General features: G+C 44.1%; 20 protein-coding genes and 1 other annotated feature. Of the genes, 18 read left to right on the top strand and 2 right to left on the bottom strand.

What is annotated here, in order from left to right; all coding sequences use genetic code 11:
* Positions 1-229: 229 nt before the first annotated feature.
* The 10 genes from B5X77_RS21295 to pheA all read left to right on the top strand — a co-directional run bounded on the left by B5X77_RS21295 (position 230) and on the right by pheA (position 8,175).
* Positions 230-1,006, top strand: a complete 777-nt coding sequence (locus B5X77_RS21295; protein WP_079509903.1) for a M23 family metallopeptidase — start codon at positions 230-232, stop codon at positions 1,004-1,006.
* Positions 999-1,865 carry a M50 family metallopeptidase gene (locus B5X77_RS21290; RefSeq protein ID WP_079509902.1) on the top strand — a complete coding sequence of 289 codons (867 nt, stop codon included), beginning with the start codon at positions 999-1,001 and terminating at the stop codon, positions 1,863-1,865. Before B5X77_RS21295 ends, B5X77_RS21290 begins: the two co-directional genes overlap by 8 nt.
* A 63-nt stretch (positions 1,866-1,928) precedes the next feature.
* Positions 1,929-3,386, top strand: a complete 1,458-nt coding sequence (locus B5X77_RS21285) for an Rne/Rng family ribonuclease (RefSeq protein WP_306807379.1) — start codon at positions 1,929-1,931, stop codon at positions 3,384-3,386.
* A gap of 88 nt (positions 3,387-3,474) precedes the next feature.
* Positions 3,475-3,554 (top strand) — a sequence feature (ribosomal protein L21 leader region).
* Between the two features lie 15 nt (positions 3,555-3,569).
* Positions 3,570-3,878: a 50S ribosomal protein L21 gene (gene rplU, locus B5X77_RS21280; protein WP_023627147.1), complete on the top strand. Its 309-nt coding sequence runs from the start codon at positions 3,570-3,572 to the stop codon at positions 3,876-3,878.
* A 16-nt stretch (positions 3,879-3,894) separates the two neighbouring features.
* Positions 3,895-4,227, top strand: a complete 333-nt coding sequence (locus tag B5X77_RS21275; protein ID WP_079509901.1) for a ribosomal-processing cysteine protease Prp — start codon at positions 3,895-3,897, stop codon at positions 4,225-4,227.
* 12 nt (positions 4,228-4,239) lie between these two features.
* Positions 4,240-4,530 carry a 50S ribosomal protein L27 gene (gene rpmA, locus B5X77_RS21270; protein ID WP_079509900.1) on the top strand — a complete coding sequence of 97 codons (291 nt, stop codon included), beginning with the start codon at positions 4,240-4,242 and terminating at the stop codon, positions 4,528-4,530.
* A gap of 347 nt (positions 4,531-4,877) precedes the next feature.
* Entirely contained in the window at positions 4,878-5,441 is a 564-nt protein-coding gene (locus B5X77_RS21265; protein ID WP_079509899.1) for a Spo0B C-terminal domain-containing protein, read from the top strand.
* Between the two features lie 25 nt (positions 5,442-5,466).
* Positions 5,467-6,759: a GTPase ObgE gene (gene obgE, locus B5X77_RS21260; RefSeq protein ID WP_079509898.1), complete on the top strand. Its 1,293-nt coding sequence runs from the start codon at positions 5,467-5,469 to the stop codon at positions 6,757-6,759.
* A gap of 92 nt (positions 6,760-6,851) precedes the next feature.
* Positions 6,852-7,304 carry an ACT domain-containing protein gene (locus B5X77_RS21255; protein WP_079509897.1) on the top strand — a complete coding sequence of 151 codons (453 nt, stop codon included), beginning with the start codon at positions 6,852-6,854 and terminating at the stop codon, positions 7,302-7,304.
* Positions 7,305-7,329: 25 nt separating this feature from the next.
* Positions 7,330-8,175: a prephenate dehydratase gene (gene pheA, locus B5X77_RS21250; RefSeq protein ID WP_079509896.1), complete on the top strand. Its 846-nt coding sequence runs from the start codon at positions 7,330-7,332 to the stop codon at positions 8,173-8,175.
* A 32-nt stretch (positions 8,176-8,207) separates the two neighbouring features.
* On the opposite strand, the gene B5X77_RS21245 is transcribed toward pheA, so the two are convergent.
* Together B5X77_RS21245 and B5X77_RS21240 are read right to left on the bottom strand one after the other, a co-directional pair.
* On the bottom strand, positions 8,208-8,747 hold the full coding sequence (locus B5X77_RS21245; RefSeq protein ID WP_079509895.1) for a transcription repressor NadR: 540 nt from the start codon (positions 8,745-8,747) through the stop codon (positions 8,208-8,210).
* A gap of 57 nt (positions 8,748-8,804) precedes the next feature.
* Positions 8,805-9,944: an IscS subfamily cysteine desulfurase gene (locus B5X77_RS21240; protein WP_079509894.1), complete on the bottom strand. Its 1,140-nt coding sequence runs from the start codon at positions 9,942-9,944 to the stop codon at positions 8,805-8,807.
* A 322-nt stretch (positions 9,945-10,266) separates the two neighbouring features.
* Here B5X77_RS21240 and nadB point away from each other — a divergent pair, with 322 nt between their 5' ends.
* From nadB to ruvA, 8 genes are all read left to right on the top strand, one after another.
* Positions 10,267-11,850 (top strand): L-aspartate oxidase, encoded by a 1,584-nt coding sequence (gene nadB / locus B5X77_RS21235; RefSeq protein WP_079509893.1) that lies wholly within the window; start codon positions 10,267-10,269, stop codon positions 11,848-11,850.
* On the top strand, positions 11,819-12,700 hold the full coding sequence (nadC, locus tag B5X77_RS21230) for a carboxylating nicotinate-nucleotide diphosphorylase (protein WP_079509892.1): 882 nt from the start codon (positions 11,819-11,821) through the stop codon (positions 12,698-12,700). Before nadB ends, nadC begins: the two co-directional genes overlap by 32 nt.
* Positions 12,672-13,781 (top strand): quinolinate synthase NadA, encoded by a 1,110-nt coding sequence (gene nadA, locus B5X77_RS21225; protein ID WP_079509891.1) that lies wholly within the window; start codon positions 12,672-12,674, stop codon positions 13,779-13,781. Before nadC ends, nadA begins: the two co-directional genes overlap by 29 nt.
* Positions 13,782-13,944: 163 nt before the next feature.
* Positions 13,945-15,978, top strand: a complete 2,034-nt coding sequence (gene safA, locus B5X77_RS23940) for a SafA/ExsA family spore coat assembly protein (RefSeq protein WP_079509890.1) — start codon at positions 13,945-13,947, stop codon at positions 15,976-15,978.
* The gene (locus tag B5X77_RS21215) at positions 15,968-16,942 is read left to right on the top strand and encodes a phosphotransferase (RefSeq protein ID WP_176167393.1); all 975 of its coding nucleotides are present in this window, start codon (positions 15,968-15,970) and stop codon (positions 16,940-16,942) included. Before safA ends, B5X77_RS21215 begins: the two co-directional genes overlap by 11 nt.
* A gap of 109 nt (positions 16,943-17,051) precedes the next feature.
* Positions 17,052-17,762 carry a YhcN/YlaJ family sporulation lipoprotein gene (locus tag B5X77_RS21210; protein ID WP_176167392.1) on the top strand — a complete coding sequence of 237 codons (711 nt, stop codon included), beginning with the start codon at positions 17,052-17,054 and terminating at the stop codon, positions 17,760-17,762.
* A gap of 487 nt (positions 17,763-18,249) precedes the next feature.
* On the top strand, positions 18,250-18,798 hold the full coding sequence (locus B5X77_RS21205) for an intercompartmental signaling factor BofC (RefSeq protein WP_079509887.1): 549 nt from the start codon (positions 18,250-18,252) through the stop codon (positions 18,796-18,798).
* Positions 18,799-18,965: 167 nt separating this feature from the next.
* Positions 18,966-19,574 carry a Holliday junction branch migration protein RuvA gene (ruvA, locus tag B5X77_RS21200; RefSeq protein ID WP_079509886.1) on the top strand — a complete coding sequence of 203 codons (609 nt, stop codon included), beginning with the start codon at positions 18,966-18,968 and terminating at the stop codon, positions 19,572-19,574.
* Positions 19,575-19,601: the final 27 nt, after the last annotated feature.

Here is a 19,601-nt window from a genome sequence, read left to right as displayed (position 1 = left end):
ACCTTAAGCATCTCCTTCCCTTCGACTGGGAGGAGATGTTTTTTTATTGGATCAAAGAACGTCAGGAAACCAAATTTCTTCGGCATTACAAGCAAGTTTTTACCCGGAAACATTATTGCTGGACTTCCTTTCAAGATAATCCTTTCTATCAGCCGAAAGTGTCATACTCTCGTGGGACAGGTCATAAACTTGTACTAACATTGAGTACAAGGGGATTGGTGGGGATAGGATGAACTCGAGGGCTGATGATATAAGGAGAAGGATGATGAAGCGGAAAAAGGAACGGGAAAGGATGGACAAAATGAGTGATAACCGCTTTTTCTCAACAGAGGAAGAGCGGCATGGTTTTGACAGAATTCCATCCTATGATATGGGACCGGGAGAAGGAGGCCATCCGTTATTCAAGAAAGAAGTGTTTCTGTTCAAGATATTAGCTTCTGCCTGCCTGGTCCTGATTATTGCAATTATTTTCCGGAGCCCTTCCGAAAAAGCGGTGACTTTCCAGCAGTATGTGAAGCATACAATGGATCAGGAGTTCCAGTTTGCGGCTGTTTCAGACTGGTACGAAAATCAATTCGGCAAGCCTTTGGCACTGCTTCCTGCCAAAAATTCTGGCGAAGAAAAAGAGAATGAGGTGGCTTCTGACAATGAATATGCTCTTCCTGCTTCCGGGAAAATTCTGGAGGATTTCGGTGACAATGGACAGAGAATCATGATTGAAACAGGCCAGGGTGCAGGTGTAGAGGCGATGGATGAAGGGCTTGTCCACTTTGTCGGAATCAAAGAGGGCTTTGGTAAAACAGTGATTGTCCAGCATGCAGACAAAAGTGAGACCTGGTACGGAAATCTGGACAAAATCGATGTGAATCTCTATGAGTACATTTCTAAGGGGGCGAAGGTTGGGACAGCAATGGACAGTGATGATGGTCTTAAGGGTTCTTTCTATTTCGCGATAAAAAAAGGGGATGACTTCATAGATCCCGTCCAGGTGATCAAGTTTGAATAAAACCTTTGAATTAGTGCGAAAAATCCACTTCCACCCTTTACTCTGGGTGGTCATCGCCCTTGCTGTTGCGACTGCGCACTTTATAGAGCTGATGATGGTGCTGCTGATTATTTTTGTTCATGAAATAGGACATGGAGCTGCAGCCTCTTTTTTTTCGTGGCGAATAAAGAAAATCGCCTTGCTGCCATTTGGCGGTGTGGCTGAGATGGATGAACACGGCAACAGGCCGTTAAAAGAAGAACTGATTGTTGTTCTGGCGGGTCCATTACAGCATATCTGGCTGATGGGACTTTCTTATTTGCTCTTCATTGCTGGAGTTTTCCCGGAAAAATGGCATCAGTTATTTATGGAATATAATATAATGATCCTCATTTTTAATCTGATACCAATTTGGCCGTTGGACGGGGGGAAGCTGATGTTTATTCTGCTTTCAATGAACACATCCTTTCAGGAAGCACATCTGCGTACCCTGAATGTTTCCATTGGGATACTGGTGATTTTTGCGGCTAGCCTCCTGGCAATCGCACCGCTTACCTTGAATGTCTGGGTAATCATTGGGTTCCTGGCGTTTTCATTGTATTTTGAATGGAAGCAGCGGAGGTTTACGTTCATGCGCTTTTTAATGGAGAGGCATTATGGAAGTAAGCTGGACTTGCGGGAGCTCAAACCGATCAGCACCAGCGAGAATGAGATGGTTGGCCAGGTTCTCGAAAAATTCCAGCGTGGCTGCAAGCATCCAATCATCGTCAAGCGTCAGAATGGCAAAGAAATGATCATGGATGAGAATGAATTGCTCCATGCGTTTTTTAGCGAAAAATTATTGACCGCCAAAATAGGAGATTTGCTTTACACCTACTAAAATAGGATAATGAATGCAGCGTGGATGGTAATTCACGCTGCATTTTTTTGCAGGCAGGGAGAAATGATGGACCAGTTAATCATCAATGCAAATTTAAGAGAAAAACGCTTCGCTTTCGTTAAGAATGGCGAGGTTGAAAAAGTATATATAGAGCAGCCAGGCCAGCAGTCACTGGTCGGAAATATCTATCTTGGCATCGTAGAAAATGTGATACCAGGGATGAACGCAGCATTCGTCAATTTTGGCGAAGGAACGAGCGGTTTTTTGCAAAAAGACCGTCTGCCCTCCTTCATTCTGTCAGAGGATGAAAATAAAGCGGCCCGCCCAATTGGATCATATGTCCACCAGGGAGAAAAGCTGCTGGTGCAGGTTGAAAAGGATGCAGCCGGGACCAAAGGTGCAAGGCTGACAGGGGTTATTGAACTGCCCGGCGAGAATATCATATATATGCCAAAGGGCAAGTACATAGCAGTGTCAAAAAAGGCAGAATCCACGGAAACCAGGGCAAGATGGAGAGAGTTTGCCAGCAAGGTAAAAACATCCGAGGAGGGCATCATTTTCCGGACGGAAAGCCTGCATCAGCCAGAGGAAAATATCATCAGGGAGCTTGAACAGCAGAGAAATCAGTATGCTGAATTGGTGAAATCAGTGTCCGCCATGAAAAAGCCGGGACTCGTATTCAGCAGGGACTATTTTTTTGAACAGGCATTGACCGCCCTTACAACTGTCAAAAATGGTTCAGTTATTGTGGATGATCTGGAGTTCAAGAAAAAAATCGAACCCTATATTCCAGAAACTATTGAAATCGAATTTTATAATGGGAAACCGTCTGTTTTTTCTTTCTATAAAATAGAAGCGGAGATTGAGCGGCTGTTGAAAAGAATAGTGTGGCTGGATAAAGGTGCCTATATGGTCATCGACCAGGCAGAGGCTCTTACGGTCATAGATGTAAACACAGGCAAATTTTCCGGTAAAACGGATTTGCGGGACACGGTCATGAAAACTAATATGAGAGCAGCGATAGAGGCAGCAAGGCAGCTGAGGCTCAGGGATATGGCTGGCATCATTCTGATTGATTTTATCGATATGAAAAGTAATGACGAGCGGGACAGAGTATTGAAAACACTTCAAAAAGAATTGATCCATGATGAACGCAGAACCCGGATTGTTGGTTTCACCGAACTTGGAATCCTCCAGCTGACAAGGAAGAAGACGAAACAGTCTGTGGCCGAGACACTGACAGAAAAATGCGGGACATGCGGCGGCTCGGGTCAGGTGCTAAGCTCGGAAACAATGGCTTACAGGCTGGAGCGGGAGTTGTGGGAATACAAAAATTCGGATTATGAAGAAATCCTTATCTCTGCCACAGATGAAGTGATCAGACATTTTTCCGGAGACGGAGATATCCATAAATTGAGGCTTGAAACAGCGCTTGGCTTTAGGATAAAATTCTCGGTGTCAGATGCGGCGAAGCCTTTTTATAAAATCCTTCAGGTTGGTGCTTCGACAGAACAGGGTTGAACCAAAGCTGGCCATTAAAAGAAGAGCGAATATATGTTGACACTTTTGCTCGGCATATGATAGTATTTTAATGTTATTGTTTGTAGCACCCGTGCTACAACCGCTCACAACAGGTATTTAAGCTTTGCTCAGCGCAAACGCCTGCTGATGGCGAGTCTGAGTCTAATGAGGAGGTGCACTGGAATGTACGCAATTATCGAAACTGGCGGCAAGCAAGTAAAGGTAGAAGAAGGACAAGCAATCTACATTGAAAAGCTAAACGCTGCTGAAGGCGAAACTGTAACTTTTGACAAGGTTCTTTTTGTAGGTGGCGATAACGTTAAAGTTGGTAGCCCAGTAGTTGAAGGCGCAACTGTAACTGCTAAAGTTGAAAAGAATGGCCGTCAAAAGAAAATCATCGTTTTCAAGTACAAGGCGAAAAAGAACAATCGTAAGAAGCAAGGTCATCGTCAGCCTTACACTAAAGTAGTTATCGAAAAGATCAACGCTTAATTAAAGGCGGATTGCCATGATTCGTGCAACGATTAATCGTACAAAATCCGGAAGCATCCAGTCGTTTACGATTAGCGGCCATGCTGGATATGCTGCCCATGGCAGCGACATTGTCTGTGCAGGTGTTTCGACCATATCGATTGGGACAGTCAATTCCATCATTGGGTTGACAGGAGTCACGCCGGACATTGAACAGGGCGCAGACGGTTTTCTCCGCTGTGAAATCCCGGACAATTTGCCTGAGGAAACACAGGAGAAAATTCAGCTGCTACTCGAAAGCATGGTCATTACATTGCAATCGATGGAAAAAGAGTACGGAAAGCACATAAAATTAACCTTCAAAAAGTAGGAGGTGGAACAAATGTTAAGATTAGATCTTCAATTCTTCGCTTCTAAGAAGGGTGTAGGTTCAACTAAGAACGGACGTGACTCTATCGCTAAGCGTCTAGGCGCTAAGCGTGCAGATGGTCAATTCGTAACTGGTGGTTCTATCCTTTACCGTCAGCGCGGAACTAAAATCTACCCAGGTGTAAACGTGGGTAAAGGTGGAGATGACACTCTATTCGCTAAGGTTGACGGCGTCGTTAAATTCGAACGTCTTGGCCGTGACCGCAAGCAAGTAAGTGTTTATCCAGCAGCTCAAGAAGCGTAAGCTAAAGAGAAGCCCTAACCACTTCGGTTAGGGTTTTCTTGCGTTTTATGGCTTATGCTCTTTAAGTAAGGCTCTTTTCTCAAACTTTGTGGCTGCTGACTACAAAATAGGATGGAATTATCTAAGTTTCTTCACAAAATTAACGCCTTATTAGAGAAAAGATCTTGCCAACTTAGTACCGACCTGCAAAATGGCTTTTATATGTTAAGATCGGCTTTAGGATTTTAACAACAATCTTTACGAAGTAAAAGAAGGATCCAACTAACATAAATACATAATTAGCTTACGCAGAATGGCTTTTTTGTTATACTTACACCAAGCAAGTCTTATGAGTAGGGAGTATGTGTATGAAAAGAGAGTGGGATACAATCGAGGTTTTGCGCCATGAGCGCCATGATTGGATGAATAAGCTTCAGTTAATTAAAGGGAATTTATCGCTGAATAAAGTGGACCGGGCTAAAGAGATCATTGAAGAAATTATCATGGAAGCCAGGCAGGATGCAAAGCTATCAAATTTACGTCTTCCTCAGTTTGCCTCTACATTGTTAACCTGCAATTGGGAGAGTCATCATTTCCAACTGGAATACGAAGTCATGGACTCCCAGAACTTCCACAGATTAGATGACCAGCTGTTGACAGACTGGACAGAGCAGCTTTTTGAAACATTGAATTCTTCAATTGAACCATATCAGGAAAACCATCTCTCCGTCACAATTGAACCACAGGAGAAAGGAATCGGGTTCTTTTTTGATTTTAGCGGAATAATAAAGGATAAAAATCGCTTAGAAAGCTTTCTCGACCAGCAACCCGGAAAAAACATGAAAATTATTTCGGATGGTGTGGTCGAAGGGGAACTGACAATCGAAGTTTTCTTGGAAACACTCAAGGGAAACATAAATAGCGATAACTAATTTTAAGACAGGTGGTAATGACATAATGTTTGTCGATCAGGTAAAGATTTATGTAAAAGGCGGGGACGGCGGCGATGGAATGGTCGCGTTCAGACGTGAAAAATATGTACCGAAGGGCGGTCCTGCCGGCGGTGATGGCGGAAACGGCGCGAATGTGGTATTCCAGGTGGAAGAAGGATTGCGTACACTAATGGATTTCAGGTACCAGCGCCATTTTAAGGCACCGCGCGGCGAGCACGGAATGTCTAAGAACCAGCATGGCAAAAACTCGAAGGATATGATCGTAAAGGTTCCTCCAGGGACAATCGTGTCTGACGCAGAAACTGGCGCAATCATTGCCGATCTGGTGGAGCATGGACAGCAAGCTGTCATCGCAAGGGGTGGACGAGGCGGACGCGGGAACTCACGATTCGCTACTCCTGCCAATCCGGCTCCTGAGCTTTCTGAAAAAGGCGAGCCTGGCCAGGAACGCGAAATTATCATGGAATTAAAGCTGCTGGCTGATGTAGGTTTGGTTGGTTTCCCAAGTGTAGGGAAATCGACATTATTATCCGTGGTTTCAGCAGCAAGACCGAAAATCGCAGAATATCACTTCACTACGATTGCTCCAAATTTAGGGATGGTCGAAACGGAGGATGGAAGAAGCTTTGTTTTAGCAGATTTGCCAGGTCTTATTGAGGGAGCACACTCTGGTGTGGGCCTTGGACACCAATTCCTGCGTCATATCGAACGTACAAGAGTTATCATCCACGTAATTGATATGGCAGCGACTGAAGGCCGCGATCCTTATGAAGATTATCTGACCATCAATAATGAGTTAAAAGAATACAACTTAAGGCTGACGGAAAGACCACAAGTCATAGTCGCAAATAAAATGGACATGCCTGATGCCGAAGAGAACCTGAAAGTGTTCAAGGAAAAGGTGGGGGACGATCACCCTGTTTTCCCTATCTCAGCTGTTACAAGAGAAGGTCTGCGTGAATTATTATTCGCGGTTGCTGACCTGATTGAAAAGACGCCGGAATTCCCGCTCATTGATGAAGAAGTATTAGAAAAAGATGAAAACCGAGTAATGTACAAGCATGAAAAAGCTGAACAGGAATTCCAGATTACCCGAGAACCGGATGGAACATTTGTCATTTCCGGTGACAGTATTGAAAGGCTGTTCAAGATGACTGATTTTTCAAGAGATGAATCTGTACAAAGATTCGCCCGTCAGATGCGTGGCATGGGCATTGATGATGCTCTTCGTGAAAGAGGCGCAAAAGATGGAGATACAGTCAAGCTCCTTGAATATGAATTTGAATTCGTGGAGTAGGCTTCAAATGGTGAAAGGGAGTCGATTAGCCAAAAACGGCTAATCGGCTTTCCTCTTTCAAGTAGGCAAGCATTCTGATGGGGTGATTTGAGATGAAGCAAAATCAAGATAAAAAATTTTATCTCGTTCGGGAAGACGTCCTGCCGGAAGCAATGAAGAAAACGCTTGAGGCTAAGGAAATGATTGAACGAGGCAAGGCGGAGTCCGTCTGGGACGCAGTTCAAAGGGTCGACTTGAGCAGGAGTGCATTTTACAAATACCGGGACACTGTTTTTCCGTTCCATACAGTAGTGAAAGAACGGATCATTTCGCTGTTTTTTCAGCTTGAAGACAGGTCTGGTACCCTTTCGGAGCTTTTGAGCACTGTCGCTGCTACTGGCTGCAATGTTTTGACCATCCATCAGACCATTCCTCTGCAAGGCAGGGCCAATGTTACGCTTAGCTTGAATGTCACCGAAATGAGAGTTGAAATGGACGAGATGCTTGGAATGCTGAATAGACTTGAATTCGTGGAAAAAGTAGAAGTTCTGGGCACAGGTGCCTAAAGAAGCAGCAGGGGGAGTGAGGGACTTGAAAGTAGGATATCTGGGACCGAAAGCAACATTTACGGATTATGCTGCCAGAAAACTGTTTAACGAGGCAGAGAGAATTCCGTTTGTAAGCATACCAGAATGCATGGATGCTGCTTCAGAAGGCGAGATTGATGCAGCAATTGTCCCTTTGGAAAATTCAATTGAGGGATCTGTTAATCTAACAGTCGATTACCTGGTTCATGAAACGGACCTGCATATCATTGGCGAAGCGGTAGTGCCGATCAGGCAGCATTTACTTGTTCATCAGGACAATCTCGAAAAATGGAGAAATGCAGAATTAATCTGCAGCCATCCTCACGCACTTGCACAGTGCCATAAGTTTTTACATAAAGAATTCAAAGGGATTTCGCTCGAACATATGGCTTCCACAGCGGCAGCCGCTAAATTTGTACAAGAACATCCAGAGCAAAATATCGCAGCCATTGCGAATAGTCTGGCTGCCGAAGAATATGATGGCCTCGTCCTCGCTCAGCAAAATATCCATGACTACAGCTATAACCATACTGTCTTCGCTGTCCTGGCAAAGCCAGAGAAGGAAATCCAACTGGATCAGGGAGAAGAGTTCAAAACAAGTTTGATGATTACTCTGCCTTCGGACCAGGCAGGAGCACTGCATCAAGTTTTGTCAGCATTTTCATGGCGGAAACTCAACCTTTCCAAAATTGAATCCCGTCCAATGAAAACAGGTCTTGGAAAATACTTTTTCATTATTGATATTAACTTGAAAATGGATGAAGTATTGATTCCTGGAGCCATTGCTGAAATTGAGGCCTTGGGCTGCACCGTTAAGATGCTCGGAAGCTATTCCAGCCATAAAATATAAAAAGATCCATCAGCAATTGATGGATCTTTCTTTTATGCCAAATCAATAAGAAAGTCCGCTTTTCTTAGCGTTTGTTCCGCTTCATCAAGTGCCTTCTCCGTTGGGGCAGAAATAGTGTGCAGATGGATGCCGTCGGTCAGCTCTGAAAGATAGGAAGCATTAGTGGATCGTATTTTTTCCATGAACTGCTTTACCTCATAACGGTTTGAGACCATGATTGATGCGGTTAAATCCCCATATACAGGGTGTTCTATTTTTACGTCTTTTACTGTTACACCGTGATCGACAAGAAGCAGAAGTTCTTCTTCAGTCCTATTAGGGTCGTGGGAGCAGGCGATGATTCGTTCTGCTCCTGCTGGCCGGGAAGCGTGCATATATAAATATCCCTGGCTCGTAGCGATGATTGGTTCATTCCTGGCTTTCAGCAGAGTGATATCGCCGACAATGACCTGCCTGCTGACATTCGTAACCGCAGCCAGCTCGCTGCCGGTGATTGGCTCACGGCTTTCCTGCAGACGCTTTAGGATGAATCCCCTTCGTTCATCTCCAAGGATTTTGGTAGGTTCACTCATAACCGATCTCTCCTTCGACTTCTTCATTCGAGAATTTTACCATAAATCAGCATGAAGTTAAACGGCCGCGGTCCGGGAAGTGATTGCAGCAAGCAATTTCCCAAGCTCGGTCACATCTTCTTCCACAGTATCTCTCCCAAATGAAATCCTGAAAAATCCCTTTGCTTCTTTCCCATTGATTCCCATTGCCGTCATAGATTTTGCCGGTGTTAACATTCCAGTATGGCAGGCTGTTCCAGTTGAAATCGCAAAGCCCCTGCGGTTACATTCAAGCATGACCATTTGCCCTTCTAGTCCGTGAAGCGCCATTCCGACGATTCCCGGCAGCCGTTCTTCCCCTTCCGTGCCGAAAATCTCAAATGATCCATTTATCTCCGCAAGTGCATTGACGAGAATGGTCCTTAATTTATGGAGTCTGTCATTCTCCGTTTTGATTATTGAATGTGCTTTCTGGGCCGCTGCTGTCATCGCGGCGATACCCGGGACATTCACTGTGCCAGGCCTGAAGCCCTTTTCATGAACAGTCCCGTCAATGTACGGCTTCCAGGCAAGTTTCGGATTGACATAAGCCACTCCAGTTCCTTTTGGCCCGTAAAACTTATGTCCAGAAATGGAAAAGGCATCGACAGACCGGGCCAGCGAGTCCAGCGGGATTTTTCCAAAGGTTTGCACGCAGTCCGTGTGGATCAGGATTCCTTTGGGTCTGCAGTATTCAGCGATTTTTTTTACCGGCTGAAGTGTCCCGATTTCTGGGTTGCCATGTTGAATAGAAACTAGCACAGTTTCCGGCCGGACGGCATGTGCTAAACTTTCAATCTTGATTAATCCGTCTCTGTCCAAAGGGAGATATGTGACCTCCCATCCTTCCGCCTCAAGCTTTTTCATCAGGTTATAAACGGAGGAATGTTCCGCAGCTCCGGTAATAATATGATTGCCCATTTTTGTTTTTGCCGAAAGCAGAGCCATAATTCCAAGGTGATTCCCTTCCGAACCCCCGCTTGTAAAATAAACTCCTGCTTCTTCCACATCAAGCAGGCGTGAAAATTCCTGTCTGCAGCTCTCAAGAAGATTGGCAGCCGCACTCCCTGCCTCATGAAGGCTCTGGCTGTTCCCAAAGTAATCAGTCGATGCCTTGATATAAATATCGGCAGCCTCCCGATCAAGCGGGCAGGTTGCTGCGTAATCGAAATATTTCATAGGTTCCCTCCTGAATTCGAATTTTGGTACCTTATACGGCAATATGTTCCCAGTTTCTGTTCATTAGAGAAAACCGGTCACATAAACACCAAATATGTTTCCGGTCTCAGTCCAGGATAAGGAAACCGATCACATACAGTTCTAATCTAACCTCAAACTAACTATCAGGTTCCATCGAGAAAAATATATCCCTGCTGAATACCAAGGGATGACTTTCAATAGCAAGGCCTCGACCTATAAAAAATAAAAGTTCTTGTCAATAGTGTAAAACTGTGTAAATATAGATGTCAAGACACCTGTTAATCCAGGAGGCTATTAATCTATGAAACAATATGACGTAATTATTATTGGCAGCGGTATTGCCGCATTGCAGTTGGCCAATAAGTTAACGAAGGATTTAAATGTGATTATTCTCACAAAGGAGAAGCTGACTACAGGAAATTCCTATCTCGCCCAGGGTGGGGTGGCAGCGGCAATTGCTCCAAGTGACGATCCTTACTTACACTATCTCGACACGTTAGAAGCGGGTGCCCACCATAATGACGCGGAAGCCGTTTTGGAAATGACCCAAAAGGCACCGGAGCTTATTAAAGGATTATGGCAGTCAGGGTGCCGATTCGATGATGATGGTAAAGGAAAGCTGCTTCTGGGAATGGAAGGAGCACATAGCGAAAAGAGAATCGTCCACAGTGGCGGGGATGAGACCGGGAAGCATATGGTGGATTTCTTGATTGAAAGGCTAGAGGCCAACATTTCTATCGAACAATCCACTTTCGTTTATGATTTGATTTTAAACAAAGAAGAAACTCAATGTATCGGAGTGAAGGCGAAGCTTCCTGATGGAAGGAATGAAATATATGCTGCACCCCATGTAGTTCTGGCGACAGGGGGTTGCGGTCAGGTATTCGCCTACACTTCCAATGCAGAAACTGCTACTGGGGATGGGATTGCCCTGGCCTATAGAGCCGGAGCTGAATTGGCCGATATGGAATTTGTCCAGTTCCATCCCACATTGCTTTATGTAGCAGGAAAGACGCGTGGCCTTATTTCTGAAGCAGTCAGGGGAGAAGGGGCAGTCCTTGTCACCGCAGAAGGAAAAAGGATTATGGAAGGCATTCATCCATTAAAGGACCTGGCACCGCGGCATATTGTCTCGCAAACCATTTATGATTACTCCCGAAAAGGAATACAAGTCTTCCTTGATATATCCTCCATCCGGGATTTTGGCTCAAGATTTCCAACGGTCAGTAAGCTTTGCAGGGATCATGGGACAGAAATAGAAAATGATCTCATTCCTGTTGTACCTGGGAGCCATTTTGTCATGGGCGGGGTCAAGACTGATCTGCAAGGACGAACGAGCATCCCGGGATTATATGCAATCGGTGAAGTAGCTTGTACCGGTATCCACGGAGCGAATAGATTAGCCAGCAATTCTTTATTGGAAGGCATGTTTGTCGGAGGAAAGCTAGCTGAATGGATCAACGGCACTCAGGCATACAGGGATGCCATCAACAATCTGCATATTCCTGAAAAAAACTTCTTCAATGGTGAACTGCCAGAGCCAGATATTTTGAAACATACAATGATGAACCGTACGGGGATTGTCAGGACAAAGGAACTGCTCATGACCCAGGCTGAGTGGCTGTCGCAATTCAATCTGGAAAGGTGGCTTGATGCCGCAATTGATCACCTATCGCCATCAACATTAAACAGGTTGTTTATGTATATTGCCGCATCTCTGATCACCCGGTCAGCTTTGGAGAGGACAGAAAGCAGGGGCGGCCATTTTCGGGAAGATTTTCCTAATGAAGATAATGCCAACTGGATGAAAAAACAAATCATCCATCAACGAAAAAACGTAAAGGATGGTAAGCATGAATTTAATCAAACTGCGCTTGCTACTTGAACAATTTTTTATTGAAGATATCGGAGAGCGGGACGTCACCAGTGAATTGATTTTCGGAAACAATAGCAGAGGAAGTCTCGTTTTAATAGCAAAGGATGAAGGGATTTTCTGCGGAGAGCAGATCATCAATATTGGTTTCAAGCTGATGGATGAAAGCAGCCAGGTTATCATGAAGGTGAAAGATGGTGAAAAAGTCGGCAAAGGTCAGGAATTGGCATTTATAACTGGCAAGGTTTCTTCACTGCTAAAAGCGGAAAGAGTCGTTTTGAACCTCGTACAGCGAATGAGCGGGATTGCAACGAAAACTGCAGAAGCTGTAAGAGCATTGGACAGTATAAACACGAGAATTTGCGACACTCGTAAAACGACACCGGGCCTTCGGATGCTCGAAAAGTATGCAGTTCGATGCGGTGGCGGATTCAACCATCGCTACGGATTATATGACGCAGTAATGATCAAGGATAACCACATCTCCTTCGCCGGTTCAATTCGCAATGCAGTTGAAGCAGTGCGGTCAAATCTTGGGCATATGGTGAAGGTGGAGGTAGAGATCGAATCAAAAGACCAGCTTCTGGAAGCAATCGAGGCCAAGGTTGATTGCATTATGTTCGATAACAGAACACCGGAACAAATTGAAGAATGGATTGACTATGTCCCGGAAGGCATAGTAACAGAAGCCTCCGGTGGTATAACACTCAATACTCTCAATAGTTACAGGAATTGCGGAGTGGATTATATATCTCTAGGATTCCTCACGCACTCTGTAAAATCTATGGATATTAGCGCAAAAGTAAAGGCTGAAATGAAAGGGGATGCACATTATGAATTTATTGGAGGCGCTCGAAGCTAAATCCAGGATGCTTCCTGATAAGTACCGAAATAAGTCGGTGCAGGAGCTTGAGGATTTGATCAAGGGTATCAAAGCAAAAATGGGCAAAAAATTGTTCATACCCGGACATCACTATCAAAAAGATGAAGTCATTCAATTTGCCGATGCGACAGGTGACTCACTAAAGCTCGCCCAGCTGTCTGCCGAGAACAGGGAAGCAGAGCATATTGTTTTTTGCGGAGTTCATTTCATGGCGGAGACGGCTGACATTTTAACAACCGAAAATCAGAAGGTTTACCTGCCGGACATGAGAGCCGGCTGTTCGATGGCGGACATGGCAGATATCTATCAGACAGAAAGAGCCTGGGAGTTCCTTCAGGTACTGTTTGGAGATACCATCTTGCCTTTGACGTATGTCAACTCTACTGCAGCAATTAAATCATTTGTCGGGGCAAACGGCGGTGCGACTGTAACATCCTCTAACGCTGAGAAGATGGTCCGCTGGGCTTTTTCAAAAAAAGACCGGCTGCTTTTCCTTCCTGATCAGCACTTAGGCAGGAATACAGCTTTTAACATCGGAATCGGGCTTGATGAAATGGCTATTTACAATCCGATTGAAAACATTCTTGAGTATGATGGCCCTCTTGAAAAAGTAAAGGTAATTCTCTGGAAAGGACATTGCTCGGTTCATGAGAATTTTACAGTGGAAAACATATCAGAGGTCCGTAAAACAGACCCGGATATGAAAATCATTGTGCATCCTGAATGCCGCCGAGAAGTAGTGGAACTGTCTGATATGGCAGGATCGACTAATTACATTATTGATGCAATAGAAGCGGCACCTGCAGGCTCATCATGGGCAATCGGGACAGAAATGAATTTGGTGAACAGGCTAATATCACAACATCCTGATAAGCACATCATTTCATTGAACCCACATATGTGTCCATGTTTAACAATGAACAGAATCGACCTGCAGCATCTTGCCTGGAGTCTTGATAGTGTGAATGAGGGACTGGAAAACAATTTAATAAGAGTAGAAGAAAATACAGCAAGAAACGCTCAGCTTGCCTTGACACGCATGCTAGATCAGTCATGTTGATGATCCTTCCCGGATAGGGAAGGATTTTTTTTATGGGAAAAGCTTATTATCTGTGGGAAAAACATATTTATTTAGATAGATGCATAAGTTTTTTTGAAGATTGTTAGCAATTTGCCCACACCAACATAGAATATATGGACTTATGCCATAGGAGGGAATCAGAGTGAAAATCCATATCGTACAGAAAGGGGATACTCTTTGGAAGATCGCCAAGAAGTACGGCGTGAACTTTGAAGAGCTGAAAAAGATGAACACCCAGCTCAGCAACCCTGATATGATTATGCCCGGTATGAAAATAAAAGTTCCGACTGGTGGAGGGACAATAAAGAAAGAAGCTCCAATAGCCGGTGGGACGCCTCAAGCAAAAATCAATATGGGTGGCAAGAAGGAAATGCCGATTGCCAAAGAGAAACCGATGCCAATTCCAGAAGTGAAAAAGGAAGCACCAAAAGAGGCTCCAGTTAAGGAACAGCCGAAAATGGAAATGCCTAAACCTGTTAAAAAGGAAGAGCAAGTAAAACCATATAAACCTAAAATGCCGGTTCAAATTAAACCTGAGATCGATATTAACAATTACTATATGATGAACATGGCTAATATGCAGCTCCCGCCACAGCCGCAGCCTATACCACAGCCTAAGCCACAGCTCCCGCCCAAGCCAGAAAACATTTTCCCAGAAGTCAAACCAGAAATAAAGCCAGAAGTTAAGGCCCCTGCCAAGCAAGTCAAACCGCAGGTGAAACCGGAGGTAAAGCCTATACCTCTAAAAGCAGAAGTGAAACCGAGCGTGAAGTCAGAAGTTAAACCACAGATAAAAATTGAAAAGAATGACTACATGGATGAATCACCGTCAATGATGCCATTCGTTCAAGGAGGTTTTCAGCAGCCGATGATTCCTTATCCTTATAATTGTTATCCAGGGGCACCTTCTATGACAGGGCCTGCATATGGTTATCCTGGAGTTCAGCAAATGACTTATCCTCAAGTGCAGGGGGTTTCTCAAGGTATGATGCCAAATATGGCATTGCCAGCAGAGGAAATGGAATCATCATCTTTTGCTCAAATGCAAATGCCATTAAGCCCGGTAATGGGTGAAAACATGCCACTTCAAGTCGCACCGCAAATGACCGGCCCGACATTCCATGGTGTGCCAATTTCACCAGTTCTGCCTGGACCGGGATGCATTCCTTACCAAGGTTACCCACAGGCAATGCCTTATATGCCGCAAGTAGGCGGGATGATGGATAACCAGATGATGCCACAAGCAGGCGGGATGATGGATAACCAGATGATGCCGCAAGTAGGCGGGATGATGGATAACCAGATGATGCCGCAAGTAGGCGGTATGACGGTTGATGAATCTTCAGAAATGCCAATGCCGCAAATGCCGCAAGTAGGCGGCATGATGGATAACCAAATGCCGCAACTCGGAGGAATGATGCAAGGACAAATGCCGCATCAAATGCCGATGATGCCACAAGTAGGCGGCATGATGGAAAATCAAATGCCGCAAGTCGGAGGAATGATGCAGGGACAAATGCCGCATCAAATGCCGATGATGCCACAAGTAGGCGGCATGATGGAAAATCAAATGCCGCAAGTCGGAGGAATGATGCAGGGACAAATGCCGCATCAAATGCCGATGATGCCACAAGTGGGCAGAATGATGGAAAATCAAATGCCGCCGCAAGTCGGAGGAATGATGCAGGGACAAATGCCGATGATGCCACAGGTAGGCGGCATGATGGATAACCAGATGCCGCAAGTCGGAGGAATGATACAAGGACAAATGCCGCATCAAATGCCGATGATGCCACAAGTGGGCGGAATGATGCAAGATCAAATGCCAATGATGCCACAGGTAGGCGGCATGATGGATAACCAAATGCCGCAAGTCGGAGGAATGATGCAGCCCCCAATGATGCCTAAGCAGGCAGTTCAAGGAGGAGGCGGAGATTGCGGCTGTGGCGGGCCTATGAGCAGCCCATATGGAATGATGGGGCCAGGAATGCATCCTTACCATATGATGCATCATGGTTATCCGGCAGCCCATGGAATGCCGCTTCAGCCTCATTACGGCTACCAACCGGGCATGGGGCCACAGGGATTCATGGATCCTTATGGAGCAGGACCAATGGGTGGAGGATACGCTATGCCGATGCCAAGATTTGATGAAGAAGAGAGCAATGAATATTAACATCCGGAGAGGCGGAGACGATTATTTTTTCAATCGTCTCTTCTCTTATTTAAACAGCGAACTGGACGGAAAAATTGTTAGAATGAAACCATTGAGGGGAAATGTATATTTTGTTGAAGCTGAACACAGCCGGTTTATTTTAAAAGGATTTAATGACTTACGGAAATTAAAGATACAGGAGGCTTTTGCTTCTTCTTTAAAGAAATCCGGATTTGACCAGTCATACAGATTTTTAAGGATGAACAAAAATCCTCTTCATTTTGAGGGTGTATATTATGGCTGTATTCAATATTTAGACCATCACCAGAAAAGGTTTGACTATGGGTTATCTGCAGACAGACTGGAAGGGATTGAGCTGCTGAGCCATTTTCATGACCATACTTCTGACTTTGTGGCATCCTATACAGGGATGCTTCCAAAAGCGGATTTGGCGAGAAAATGGCATCACCGAAATAATGAGTTCACTTCTAATCTGCATGCAGTGCATTTTTATGTGAATCGAAATATATCCGATAAAGTAATCGAATGGGCAGAATGTTCATTGGAATACTTTGACCGTGTGAAACAAGAATTAGAGCAGGAACCGCCCGCCATTCTTCATGGAGATGTTGCCCACCATAATTTTCTTCGCTCAAAGGATGGAAAGCTGTACCTGATTGATTATGATTTGATCAGCGTGGGCCCGAGAGCCTATGATATGCTGCAGTATGCCAATCGAATCCTGCCATTTTTGGATTGGAAATTGGACGCTCTTCAAAAGATCAGTCAGTTGAAAATATGGCTGGATCATGAAGCCTTTTTATATGGTTTATTGTATCCAGCGGATATTCTTAGGGAATGGAACCGGCTGTTTAGAGATAGGAAGCACATAACCCCAATTAGTTTGGCCCCGGTGATTGAAATGACAGTAAACCAGTTCCACAAAAGAAAAAGGTTCCAGCAAGAAGTTAAATCCATACTTTAGTTTTAAAAATGTTCTGGACGTAACTGTCAGAATGAAAATCCACCCCCATCCGCACTCTAATAATGAGCATGAAAGAAAGCTCATTTTAGCTAAGATGGGGGTTGTTTGTTTGAACAAGAAAATGTTGCTCGTTCCCATAGCCTCACTGATTACGATAGGATTGTCGGCTTGTAATGGGGATAACGAGGCTGCGATTCAAGGGACGAATAGGAACCAGGGTCAACCGCTTGGCTATTATTCAAATGAAAAAGGGAATGAAATTGATTCAATGGATGACAGGGAAGGTGCACTTACTGAGATTTTTGACCATAATTTCGGCAAAGAGGGAGCCGCCGAAGAGAATCGTAAACGTAAGATGCTTCAATCCAGGGATGAAAATGGCAACCCTCCCAACCCAACTGTCCCGCGTTCTGACCATGATCATAATTTCTTCCAAAAAGACAATAAATACAGCCGCGGTGATTTAAATTACCATGGACACTTAAGTGAGCACAAGGGGAGCGGCAAGGCCGGGATCTATACCAATAGTGAACAAGATAACAAATTGGCCCGTAAGGTCGGGCTTGCCGCTGAGTCTGTTGATAATGTCGATAAGGTAAGGTCAGTTTTATTTGGCCGGGAAGTTAAAATTGCCGTAACCTATAAGGATAAGTCGCTCAAAAAACAGACAGACAAGAAAATTAAAAACGCGGTCCGTCCATATACCGAAGGAAGAGATTTGCGTATCATTGAAGATGACGGAACCATTAGCCGGACAAGAAACATTGATTATGATCGAAAAAATGGAAATCCGCGTGAAAGCATCAACATCAACCCTTAATAGTAAAAGAAGGCAGATTATATCTCGCCTTCTTTTTTCATGTCAAAAGAGTGACAAGTATTATTTGAATAACATACTTTTATTTGCTGATAATTAGCTGATCCACAAAATAGTTTTTTAAAGACCCGCGCGGCTAATCAAAAGTTATGTACATATAAATTTCTTTTATATAACGATAGCCATTGCTGTAACAAGTTTATCCGCACAACAAATGCTTTAATGTAATGATAACCATGGCGGAAACAAATTTATCCGCACATTATAGAATACTAATTCAAGATCTTCACGAGTTTTTACATGTATTATCATCACGTATTAAGATCTATTCTCCAAAGGAGCCCCACATTCTTATAATAATGCCCTTCAAAGTTTGTGTTTAAAAGCAAACCTCAACGCGAAAACAGCCGAGGATAAATTAGTGTATATTGGCTACACTAGTAGTGTAAAAGAATTTCAACACTTTTTGGCAAAAGAGAGGTGGACGGCAATGGCTTCAATAAATCTAATCAAAGCGTTCAGCACAGCTGTTATGCTCCTTATCAGTCTATCGGGAAATGGTCCAGTATTTCAGACAGAGCCGGTTCATGCTGAGAAGCCTGATGAAGCAGTCCGTGAAATCAATGAACCTCTTAAGGTGACAATCATTTTGCAAAGGATTTATCTGGATGGCGAAATGAGTGAGGAAAAGGTCGAGGAAACTATTTGGTCAATGGAGGATTTTTGGGCCAAATATGATAAGTGGCAGCTTGTTGAGATGGAAGCGAATAAGGCGGTTTTCAGGCAGGGCATTGATGATATATCGCCGCTTCTAAAGTCAAATGGATATTTCGGTCTTTCAGATGAAGGGGTTTTGACTATTTTTAATGGAAGGCCTGACGGCTCGAACATCATCCAATCTTTCTTTCAAATCGATCTCGGCAAACTTGAAAGCATCAAGCGGGACCAATTGAAAAAGGGAATTCCAATACGCAATAAAAAATGCTATGAAGAGGTCTTGGAGACTTTTAAACCATATACGGTCCAGGAAAGACATTGAAGAGCCGGGATGACTGGCTCTTATTTGTGTTCAAGCGGCTTTTTGGGAGGCATCCTTTGAAATCAGACAGAAAAATGATCATATGTTCGCCTTTTTGTATATTTTTATTCATACCTTTAAATAGAGTATGTTAAAATGAGTTACAGCAAAGCAGAGGGGCGAGAGTATTGTATGAGTTCATAAAAGGTACCGTCGATTTTGTCGGTCCTGAATATATAGTGATTGAAAACAGCGGTATTGGCTATCAAATCATGACACCCAATCCATTTGTATTCACAAAAGACGCAGGCAAAGAGATTCGTATTTTTACATATCATTATGTTCGTGAAGATCTCATTTCTCTTTACGGGTTCAAGACGCGGGAAGAAAAGGCGCTTTTTACCAGGCTTCTGAACGTATCTGGTATCGGTCCGAAAGGGGCACTGGCTATACTTGCTTCCGGAGAACCGGGCCAGGTAGTCCAGGCGGTTGAAAATGAAGATGAATCCTTCCTTGTCAAATTCCCTGGAGTAGGCAAGAAGACTGCCAGACAAATGATTCTTGATTTGAAAGGGAAACTTCATGACCTAGTACCGGATTACTTTCCAAATCTATTCAATGCGGACGAGGTGGCTGCAACCATTTCCCAGTCACATGAGTTTGACGAGGCAGTATTGGCTTTGATGGCGCTAGGTTATTCGGAAAAGGAAATCCGCAAGATCACACCGGATTTAAAGAAGGAACAATTGACGACAGACCAATATATTAAGAAAGCACTGCAAAAACTGTTAAAATAAGCTTATTGACAACGGTTCTGTTGATTA

This window comes from Mesobacillus jeotgali (assembly GCF_900166585.1).
Taxonomy (GTDB): Bacteria; Bacillota; Bacilli; order Bacillales; family Cytobacillaceae; genus Mesobacillus; species Mesobacillus jeotgali_A.
Note: the sequence above shows the minus strand (reverse complement) of the source record. Positions and strands in the feature narration are given on the sequence as shown.